The organism is Streptomyces montanisoli (assembly GCF_017813245.1).
In the GTDB taxonomy this organism is placed as follows: Bacteria; Actinomycetota; Actinomycetes; order Streptomycetales; family Streptomycetaceae; genus Streptomyces; species Streptomyces montanisoli.
Map to the genome: position 1 here is coordinate 1 of NZ_JAGIQL010000194.1, position 10,243 is coordinate 10,243.

7 protein-coding genes are annotated in these 10,243 nt (G+C 72.6%); 2 read left to right on the top strand and 5 right to left on the bottom strand.

The annotated features are described in order from the left end of the window. Positions 1–281: 281 nt before the first annotated feature. Positions 282–1,106 carry a carbon-nitrogen family hydrolase gene (locus tag JFN87_RS29040; protein ID WP_209344811.1) on the bottom strand — a complete coding sequence of 275 codons (825 nt, stop codon included), beginning with the start codon at positions 1,104–1,106 and terminating at the stop codon, positions 282–284. A gap of 196 nt (positions 1,107–1,302) precedes the next feature. On the opposite strand from JFN87_RS29040, the gene JFN87_RS29045 reads away from it, so the two are divergent. After that, positions 1,303–2,127, top strand: a complete 825-nt coding sequence (locus JFN87_RS29045; protein WP_209344813.1) for a maleylpyruvate isomerase family mycothiol-dependent enzyme — start codon at positions 1,303–1,305, stop codon at positions 2,125–2,127. Positions 2,128–2,228: 101 nt separating this feature from the next. Here JFN87_RS29045 and JFN87_RS29050 read toward each other — a convergent pair whose 3' ends face one another. The 4 genes from JFN87_RS29050 to JFN87_RS29065 form a co-directional block, all read right to left on the bottom strand. Next, entirely contained in the window at positions 2,229–3,575 is a 1,347-nt protein-coding gene (locus tag JFN87_RS29050) for an MFS transporter (RefSeq protein ID WP_307865635.1), read from the bottom strand. After that, the gene (locus JFN87_RS29055; RefSeq protein WP_209344816.1) at positions 3,572–4,234 is read right to left on the bottom strand and encodes a GntR family transcriptional regulator; all 663 of its coding nucleotides are present in this window, start codon (positions 4,232–4,234) and stop codon (positions 3,572–3,574) included. Before JFN87_RS29055 ends, JFN87_RS29050 begins: the two co-directional genes overlap by 4 nt. Positions 4,235–4,336: 102 nt before the next feature. Next, positions 4,337–6,400 carry an elongation factor G gene (locus JFN87_RS29060; RefSeq protein WP_209344819.1) on the bottom strand — a complete coding sequence of 688 codons (2,064 nt, stop codon included), beginning with the start codon at positions 6,398–6,400 and terminating at the stop codon, positions 4,337–4,339. Between the two features lie 278 nt (positions 6,401–6,678). Continuing rightward, on the bottom strand, positions 6,679–7,644 hold the full coding sequence (locus JFN87_RS29065) for an ABC transporter substrate-binding protein (RefSeq protein WP_209344821.1): 966 nt from the start codon (positions 7,642–7,644) through the stop codon (positions 6,679–6,681). Between the two features lie 518 nt (positions 7,645–8,162). Here JFN87_RS29065 and JFN87_RS29070 point away from each other — a divergent pair. Then, the coding region (locus JFN87_RS29070) for a sensor histidine kinase (RefSeq protein WP_443732208.1) at positions 8,163–10,243 on the top strand (2,081 nt) is incomplete at its 3' end.

Sequence of the window (10,243 nt, forward strand, 5' to 3'; positions counted from 1 at the left end):
ACCCCCCCCCCTCCCCCCCCCCCCCCCCGCCCTCCCCCTTAATTAAAGCAAAAAACAGAATACAAAATACATCGGAGACAGAAGTTGAGACGAGTGCTCTTCCAATTAACCCGATGGGCAAGCCGCCGGAAGGCAGCAGCGCCTGGGCCTTCGGGGCCGCCCCGGCTGCCGGGCCGTCAGGCCCACCGGACGGTCGTGCTGCGAGGCCGCCACGGCGCCGGACCGTGGGCCGCGCGGCTCGCTCGGGGCGGGATCGCGCGGGGCCCGCGCCCCCGGTGGGGTTACGGCGCCGGGGGCGTCGGGAGGCCCAGGCGGCGGTCTTTGAGTGCCGGGAAGCGCTCGCGCGTCGCGCTCACCGCGTCGACGTCCAGGTCCACCGTCAGGACCTCCTCGTCCGTGCCGCCCTCCGCGAGCACCTCGCCCCACGGGTCCACGACCATGCTGTGTCCCGACTGCTCCACGCCCGCGTGCGTGCCGGCCGTCGCGCACGCCAGCATGTACGACTGGTTCTCGACGGCCCGCGCCCGCGCCAGCAGCGTCCAGTGCGCGCGGCGGCGCGCCGGCCAGCCCGCCGGGACGACGAACACGTCGGCGCCCGCGTCCACGAGGCCGCGGAACAGCTCGGGGAAGCGCAGGTCGTAGCAGGTCGCCAGGCCGAGTACGGCCCCCGCCGCGTCCGCCGTCGTGATCTCGGAGCCCGCGCTCATCAGCGTGGCCTCGCCGCGGTCGAAGCCGAAGCGGTGGATCTTGCGGTAGGTGCGGACGAGCGTGCCCTCGGGCGAGATCAGCAGCGACGTGTTGTAGAGGTCGCCGGCCCCGCCGGCCCCGGCGCCCGAAGGGCCGGCGGCACGTTCGACGATCGACCCCGCGTGCAGGAAGACCCCCGCGTCGCGCGCCGCCGGCGCGAGCGCCGCGAACGTCGGCCCGTCCACCGACTCCGCCTCGTCGGCAAAGGATTCGTAAGCGAATGCGCCGACGGGCCACAGCTCCGGGAGGACGACGAGGTCGGCGCCGCGCTGCGCCCGTACGAGTCCGGCCACGCGGGCACGGCGTGAATCGACCGATTCGTCCGGTTCTACCGCGATCTGGAGGAGCGAGGCGCGCACACTACCACCGTCCTGGCATTCGATCCGTCAACACGGGCCTACGATCGTCACACGAAAGCACTGCCGGGGTGCCATCGGGCAGCGTAACTTAGGCGCCGAGCCGAACTCCCCATGCAGCCCGCGTAGCCCGGTGCCGGCCACGCTCGCCCACAGCCCGCCAGACAGCCCGCGAACCGCAGAACCGCCGAGGGGTCACGTGACCGTCCATCCCAGCCTCCAGAACTACGCCGATGCCTGGACCCACTCCGTCGACGCGATAGCCGCCCTGGTGCAGCCGCTCGCCGAGCCCGACTGGAACAGGCGCACGCCGTGTCCCGGCTGGTCCGTCCGGGACATCGTCTCCCACGTGATCGGCATGGAGAACGAGATGCTCGGGGACCCGAGGCCGATCCACACGCTCCCGCGCGACCTGTACCACGTGACCGACGAGCTCTCCCGCTACATGGAGATGCAGGTCGACGTGCGCCGCCACCACACGTCGCCCGAGATGACCTCCGAGCTCGAGTACACGATCATCCGCCGCAACCGGCAGCTGCGGAACGAGAGCCGCGAGCCCGGCACGATGGTCCGCGCACCCCTCGGCAAGGAGCAGACCCTCGAAAGGGCCATGCAGCTGCGGGCATTCGACGTGTGGGTGCACGAGCAGGACCTGCGCACGGCGCTCGGCGAGCCGGGCGACCTCGACTCCCCCGGCGCGTACGTGGCCCGGGACACGCTCGTCGCGGCGCTGCCGAAGATCGTCGCCAAGGACGCGGGCGCGCCGCCGAGCTCGGCCGTCGTGTTCGACGTGCACGGCCCGATCGAGTTCATGCGGACGGTCAGGGTCGACGCGGACGGCCGCGGCACGGTCGACGGCGCGCCGTCCCTCGGCCCCGCCGTGTCGCTCGCGCTGGACTGGGAGACGTACTTCCGCCTGGCCTGCGGCCGGGTGAGGCCGGGGGCCGTCGCGGACCGGGTCAAGGTCGACGGCGACCAGGACCTCGCGGACGCGATCCTCGCCGCCTTCGCCGTCACGAAGTAGCGAAGCGGCGCAAGCGGCCCAAGCAGCCGGATCAGTCCAAGCAGCGCGACGCCGCCGCGCCTGCCCCCTGTCGGCAGGCGCGGCCCCGGCAGGCGCGCCTCCTACACGGGCACGTGGTGCACGGCCTCGACCTTGCTCGCCACCAGGTGCTCGCGCTCGCGCTTCGCCGCGCGGGCGCGCAGCCGCAGGATCTGCGTGACGCCCAAAGCCTCCAGGAAGAAGACCGACGAGAAGGCGATGTGGAAGTTGTCGCCCGTCGCGTCGAGCAGCACGCCCACCGCGAGCAGCGTCGTCATGGACGCCGTGAAACCACCCATGTTGACGATGCCGGACGCCGTGCCCTGACGGGACGGCGGGTTGGCCGGCCTGGCGAAGTCGAAGCCGACCATCGACGCCGGCCCGCAGGCGCCGAGCACGGCGCAGAGCGTGACGAGCAGCCACATCGGGGCGTGCGGCCCCGGATAGGCGATCGCCGCGGCCCACAGCAGCGCCGTCGCCCCCGCGGTGCCGAGCGCGAGCGGCAGCCGCGCCGCGTGGTGGCGCGCGATGACCTGCCCGTAGACGAGCCCGATGACCATGTTGGACGCCACGACCAGGGTGAGCAGCTCGCCCGCCGTGGCCCGCGAGAGGCCCTGCGCCTCGACGAGGAACGGCAGACCCCACAGCAGCAGGAACACCATGCCGGGGAACTGGGTCGTGAAGTGCACCCACATGCCGAGCCTGGTGCCGGGCTCGCGCCAGGCCGCCGCGATCTGCCGCCGCACATAGCCGAGCCCGAGGCCGCCGCGCTCCGAGGCCGGGGGCGGCTCGTGGCCCTCCGGGTGGTCCTTGAGGAACAGCAGCACCAGGGCGAGCACGGCGACGCCCGCGACCGCGCTGCCCCCGAACGTCGCGGTCCAGCCGAGGCCGTGCAGCGTGCGGGCGATCACCACGGTCGAGACGAGGTTGCCCGCCATCCCGAACAGCGCGGCGATCTGCGCGATCATCGGCGCGCGCCGCGCGGGGAACCAGCGCGTGCCGAGCCGCAGCACGCTGATGAACGTCATCGCGTCGCCGCAGCCGAGCAGCGCGCGTGACGCCAGCGCCGAGGCGTACGAGGGGGACAGCGCGAAGCCCAGCTGGCCGACGGTGAACAGCACCGTGCCGAGGGCCAGCACCTTCTTCGTGCCGAGGTGGTCGACGAGGAGGCCGACGGGTATCTGCATGCCCGCGTAGACGAGGAGCTGCAGGATCGAGAACGTCGAGAGCGCGGAGGCGCCGACGTGGAAGCGCTCCTGGGCGTCGAGGCCCGCGACGCCCAGGCTGGTGCGGAAGATGACCGCGACGAAGTAGACGGAGACGCCGATGCCCCACACCCAGACGGCGCGGCGGCCGCCGGGGGGATCGCCTGGCAGGGACAGGGCAGCGGTCCCCGGCCGCCCGGAGGCGGCGGCGGGCTGTGTCGTCACCTGCCCTCCCCGCGCACCAGCGTGGAGACCCTGCCGAGGTGGCCGCGCACGCGCCCGGCCGCGAGCTCCGCGTCGCCGGTCCTGATCGCGTCGAGCAGTTCCGTGTGCTCGGCGATGTTCGTGGCGATCCTGTCGGGGTGCGCCTCCAGCACGGCGACGCCCATGCGCAGCTGGCGGTCGCGCAGCCGGTCGTAGAGCTTGGAGATGATCTCGTTGCCGGCCGTGCGCACGATCTCGACGTGGAAGGAGCGGTCGGCGGCGGCGACCGCCGCGAGGTCGCCCGTGACCGCGCAGGCACGCTGCTCGTCGAGCAGCGCCTCCAGGCGCGCGATGAGCCTCGCAGGTGGCGCGGGGGACGCGAGGACCTTGCGCACCGCGAACTCCTCCACCAGCAGGCGGGTCTCGACGACATCGGCGATCTCCTGCGCCGACACGGCGAGCACGAGCGCGCCCTTCTTCGGGTAGAGCTTGATGAGCCCCTCGACCTCCAGCTTGAGGAGCGCCTCGCGGACGGGCGTGCGGGAGACGCCGACGGCCTCGGCGAGCTCGCCCTCGGTCAGCAGCGTCCCGCCCTCGTAACGGCGCCCGAGTACCCCCTCTTTGACATGGCTGTACACACGGTCGGCTGCGGCTGGCGGTCTGACGGGCGCGGATGGCATGCGCACAGCATAGATACAACATGGACGCAAGCGGCACGCCCGTCCGGGATGTGGACGCCGCGCAGGCCGCGGCGTGCCGGCGGGCGGGCGCGCCGGCCGGCGTCAGGCGCCGGCGTCTCCGTGACGCACGCGGCGCACGACCCGCAGCAGGTACGCGCGGCGGTCCAGCGGATCGTCGTCCCAGCGCGGCCGCGCCGGGGGCGTGCCGTGCACCGGCGCGTAGTGGTCGAACGCCGTCTCCAGCAGCCCCTCGCCACGCGTCGGCCCCACGAGCCGCCGCTCCAGCGCGTGCACGGACGCGGCGGGCACGCGGCCCTCCACGGTCGTCGTGGCGCCCGTCACCACCGGCGCGTCCGGCACGCCGCCCAGCCGCGCGAGGAGCGGCAGCACCGCGCCGTACGTGTCCGACGGCAGGTCAAGACTGAACCGGTGCACGGGTACGTGGACGTGTGTGCCCGCCGCGCGCAGGGCGTCCATCAGCACCAGCGGCGTCAGGTTCCTGAAGTCGCCCGCTGTGCTCGACATGCTCTTGTCGAACGTCCCGTGCGCGTGGCTCTGCCGTGCGTTGTAGCCGGTGTGCGTCAGCGTCACCGTGAGGTCCGTCACCCGCCACCCGTACAGCCCCTGCTCCAGCGCCTCGCGTACGGTCTCCTCGACGGCCCGCATGAACGCGTACGGCATCGAGCCCAGTTCGACCCCGAGCCGGTACGCCACGCCCGAGCCGGCCGGCGCCGGCTCCACGCGCAGCCCGACCGTCGCGAGGAACGGGTTGCCGTCACGCGACTTCACCTCGACGGCGGCGCCGCTCCCCGTGAGCCGCTCGCGGCAGATCACCGTCGTCTCGCGGAACGCGACGCCGATGCCGTAGTCGTCCGCGAGCGTCTCCCGCACGACCTCCTTCTGCACCTCGCCGTAGAGGCAGACGTACAGATCCTGGGCGCCACCGCGCCGCAGCTCGCCCTTGCGGTAGCCGATCAGCGGGTCCTGCTCGGCGAGTTCCGCGAGCGCGGCGTGCAGCGCGGCACGGTCCGTGTCGCGGTCGGGCACCACCAGCGTCTCCAGCGTCGGCGGCGGGAAGAACCCACCGGACGCACCGGCACGTGCCTCGACCGGTGCTTCGCCCGCCGGGCCCAACGCGTCGCCGACCTGCACGTCCGCGAGCCCCCGCAGCGTGCCGATCCGGCCCGCCTGTACCTCCCCCGCGGGCACCGCCGCGCCGTTGTCGAAGACCGACAGGCCGGTGACCTTGCCCTCACGGCCCTCGCCGCCCTCGCCGTCCGCACCGAACCGCAGCCGGTCGCGGACCCGTACCGTGCCGCGGGCGACCCGCGCGTACGCGATCCGCTCGCCGCCCTGGCCGCGCTCGACCTTGAAGACGGTGCCCGACAGCGCGCCGCACGGGTCGCCGTCGGCCGCGGGCAGCAGCGTGCGCACCGCCGTGACGAGCGCGTCGACGCCCGCACCCGTGATCGCGGACCCGAACAGCACGGGATGGACGAGGCAGCGCGCGGTCTGCGCCGCGAGCTCACGGCGCAGCCGCCCGTACGTGAGCGACGCCTCGTCCGCCACGTACGCGGCGAGCAGCGCGTCGTCCCGGTCCGCGAGGTGCTCGGCCAGCGCGGCGACGTGGTCGGCGTCGTGCGGCCCGTACGGCTCGTACGCGGCACCGGGGCCGCCGGCCGCGGCGATCCGGCCGAGCGGCACGAACGACGTGCCGAGGCGCCGGGCGAGCTCGGCCGGCAGCCGCTCGCCGGCGCCCTGCGCGCCCGCGCGGTCGATCTTGTTGACGAAGACGAGCGTGGGGATGCGCAGCCGCCGCAGCGTGCGCATCAGCACGCGCGTCTGCGCCTGCACGCCCTCGACGGCCGAGACGACGAGCACCGCGCCGTCCAGCACGGACAGCACGCGCTCGACCTCGGCGATGAAGTCGGGGTGGCCCGGCGTGTCGATCAGGTTGACGGTCGTGGTGCCGACGGGGAACGAGACGACCGCCGACTTGATGGTGATCCCGCGCCGCCGCTCCAGCGCCAGCGTGTCGGTCGCGGTGGAGCCGGCGTCGACGCTGCCGACGGTGTCGATGACGCCCGCGCTGTGCAGCAGGCGCTCGGTGAGGCTGGTCTTACCCGCGTCGATGTGCGCGAGGATGCCGAGGTTCAGCGTAGGCAAGGAGACTGGTTTCCTTCGAGGAGAGCGTGACGGCCGGCAGGCCCTGGCGGGCCTCGTGGGTGGTCGCGAACGCTCCTCGCACGGACATCTCCTCTGTAGGTGGTTCCTCTCGTCGACAGTGCAGCAGCGGGCGGGTGGCCGCCGCAACAGGATTACGGCGCCGCCCGCCCGGGCCGGGGGCCGGGAAACGCCGACCGCCGCCCGGGGCGGACCCGGACGGCGGTCGGAACGCGCAAACGCGCAAACGCGCAAACGCGCGGACGCGCGGAAGGCGGGTGTCAGCTCAGGCCGGCCTGCTTCAGCCAGGCCTGCGCGACCGCCAGCGGGTCCGCGCTCTTCGACTGCACCTTCGTGTCCATCGCCAGCAGCGAGTCGGTGGTCAGCTTCGCCGAGACCGCGTTGAGCGCGTCCACGCCCTTCTGCGGCAGCTTCGACTTGTAGACGAGCGGCACGACGTTCTCGAACCCGAACAGGTTCTTCGGGTCCTGGAGGACGACGAAGTGGTCCTTCGCGATGCTCGGGTCCGTGGTGAACACGTCGCCGGCCTGGATGTTGTTGTTCTTGAGCGCCGCGATCGTGAGCGGGCCGCCCGCGTCGAGCGCCTTGAAGGACTTGTACGTCTGCCCATAGTCCGACTTCAGGCCGACGAGCCCCTGGTGGCGCGTCTGGAACTCCGGCGAACCGCCGATGACCAGGTCGGGCGCGGCCTTGGTCAGGTCGGCGATCGTCGACTTCGAGGTCAGGCCGTACTTCTTCGCGGTCTGCGCGTTGAGGGTGACGGCGTCCTTGTTCTGCGCGGGCGCCGGGTTCAGGATCGCCAGCTTCGGGTCGAGCTTCGCCGTGACCGCCGCCTGCGTCGTCTCGACCGTCTTCGGCGTCGCCTTGGGGTCGAGGTAGGCGAGCAGCGCGCCGTTGTACTCGGGGAGCACGGTCAGCGTGCCGTTCTTCATCAGCCCGTAGGTGGTCTCGCGGCTGCCGATGTTCGGCTTGTAGGTCACCTTCAGGCCCTTGGCCTTGAGCGCCTCGCCGTAGATGTCGCCGAGGAGGATCGACTCGGCGAAGTTGTTGGAACCGACGACCACGGTGTCGCCGCCTGCCGCGGGCTTCTGGAGCGGGTCGCTCGAGCCCTTGCCGGACGAGGAGGAGGAAGAACAGCCGGCCAGCGCCGCGGTTGCGGCCGCGAGGGCCACCGCGGCTGTGAGGGCACGTCTACGGCTGTTACCGATTACGGTCACGTTTGCCAACCTGGGGTCGGATCGGGGGGATGAGACGCCGCGTGCCGAAGACGCGCCGCGTGAACATGTGGGGAAACCGAGGGCGCGCCGCACGCATGGTTGACAGGGCCCTGGAAACACATGGTCTCGATCCAAGCCAGGGGGGCTCTGTGAGTCAAGGGTTTCTTGTTACCGATTGACATCATTCGGTCGGCGACGCAAACCGCCCGGTCGGTACCGGTCGCGATTCGTTCGCGAAGCGACGCGGACGCGTTCAGGAGGTGACTCGGACGCGTTCGCCGCGCGCACGTGGCGCGATCGCGTCCGGTCATGTGCGGGCGGCAATTGCTGTCACGTGCAGCGAATCGATGGAGTCAATTCTTCTGTGGGGTCGTAGACGGCACCGTAGGGCGACTAGATAATCTTCATTCCTCGGTCCCGGTCCGCTCATGCGTGGTCCGACTGAGTTGGTTCCGCTCGCCGAACGGCCGGAATTCCGGCCACCGCGCCCTGACCAGTCAGAACGGGCGTACAGCCGAGGAGGCTTGGTGCCCACGCACAGGAGGGACAAGAGGGGCTTCGGGGACGGCGAAGCGGCGCCCGGGCGCCCCTCCCTGATACCCAGGCTGCGGCGGCGCGCCTCGGGCCTGCTCGAACGGTGGCCGTTCCGGCGCAAGTTGAACGTCATGGTCGTGGTGCCGATCGCCGCCATCGCCGCCATGCTCGTCTACGTCACCTACCAGCAGATCGACCAGGCGCGGTCGGCCGCCGCCACCTCCCGCCTCGTGCGCAACAGCCGGGAGGTCGCCGCGCTCATCGACGGCCTGCAGAACGAGCACCGCGAGGCCCTCCTCGTCTCCCTGCACTACGAGGCCGGCCTCAAGGAGGCCAGGACCACCGCGACCGCCGGCTACCGCGAGGCCCAGCAGAGCACCGACACCCAGGCACGCGCGGTCGCGGCCGCGTTCGGCGACGAGCTGCCCCCGCAGGAGAGCGAGGCGCTCAAGGAGATCGGCGGCCTCTCCGCGCTCCGGGACACCGTCGAGAGCGGCCCGCTGCCCGCCGACAACATCGACCCCGCCTACAGCGCGGCGGTCAGCGACCTCATCGACGGCCTCGGCCTCGGCTCGTCCCCCGACCGCTCCGCGACCTCGTCCGCCAACGTGCTGGACGCGCTGCTGCGCGCCGACACCGCGCACGCGTCCTTCGAGACCAGCGTGTTCGCCGCGCGCACGGGCGACCCGAACGCGCTGATCGAGTTCACCGGCGCCGTCGGCGAGTACGCCTCGTACACCTACCAGGCCGACCGGTTCTCCCGGTACGCGACCACGCGCCAGGGCCGCGAGCTGGCCGGCATCGAGCGCGGCGGACCGCAGAACGTCATCGGCCAGCAGTACGCGGCGCTCCAGGTCGACCCGGGCGCGCTCGTCGCGCAGGGCCACCTGGCCGTGCAGAACGCGCTGAGCACCGCGCTGGCCGCGCAGCCCACGTACGAGCAGCAGGCCGCGAGCCGCCTGCGGATCACCCGCTCCCTGATCGGGCAGATCGCGGCGGACGCCGACTCGGCGTCCAACGCGGCCTGGTGGCGCGCGGTCTACCTGCTGGCCGCCGCCCTCGTGGGCTTCGCGCTCTGGCTCGCCTTCTCCGTGCTCGCGCGCCGTTCGGTCATCCGCCCGGTGCAGGCGCTCACCGAGGCGGCGCAGCGCGTCGCGGACCTGGCGGGCCGCGAGCTCGCGCGGGTGGCCGACGACGACTCCGAGGACACCGCGCCGCCCCGCCTTGAAGCCGTGCCGGTGCCCGTGCGTGACGAGATCGGCGACCTGGCGTCCGCGTTCAACCAGGTGCAGGCGACGGCCACGGCGCTGCTGGAACGGCAGGTGCTCGGCCGGCGCAACATAGCCGAGATGTTCGGCAACGTGGGCCGCCGCGTCTCCAACCTGACGGTACGTCAGCTCACCCTGATCGACGCGGTCGAGCGCGGCGAGACCAGCCCCGACGTGCTGGAACGGCTCTACCGCATCGACCACATCGCCGTGCGCCTCCAGCGCAACGCGGAGTCCCTGCTGCTGCTCGCCGGCATCAGGGACGACACCCCGGAGACCGGCCCGACCGCGCTGACCGACGTCGTACGGGCGGCGCTCGGGCAGATCGAGGGCTACCAGCGGGTCGCGCCGCGCGCCGAGAACGACGTCACCGTCATCCCCGACATCGTCGGCGACCTGACGTTGATGCTGGCCGAACTGCTGGAGAACGCCGTCGCGTTCTCGCCGTCGGGCAGCCGCGTCGAGGTGATCGTGCGCTCGCGCACGGAGGGCGACGACGGGGACGGCGCGCTCGTCGAGATCGTCGACCACGGGCTCGGGATGAGCCAGGAGCGGCTCGACGAGGAGAACGCGCGCCTGGTGCGCCGCGAGCGCCTCGACCTGGTGCCGACGAAGGTGCTCGGCCTGTTCGTGGTGGGCGGCCTGTCCCGCCGCTGGGGTGTCAGGGTCGCGCTGAGCCGCACGCCGGGCGGCGGCACGACGGCGGCCGTGCTCGTCCCGCCGTCGCTGCTGCTCGCGGGCCCGGTGCCGAAGGTCGGCCCGCGTGCGCTCGCGGCCGTGCCCGACCGGCGCGCGGTGAGCGCGGC

Coding starts and splice junctions, on each gene's coding strand:
- JFN87_RS29055 (WP_209344816.1), bottom strand. CDS start 4,234: ATGCCATCCGCGCCCGTCAGACCGCCAGCCGCAGCCGACCGTGTGTAC.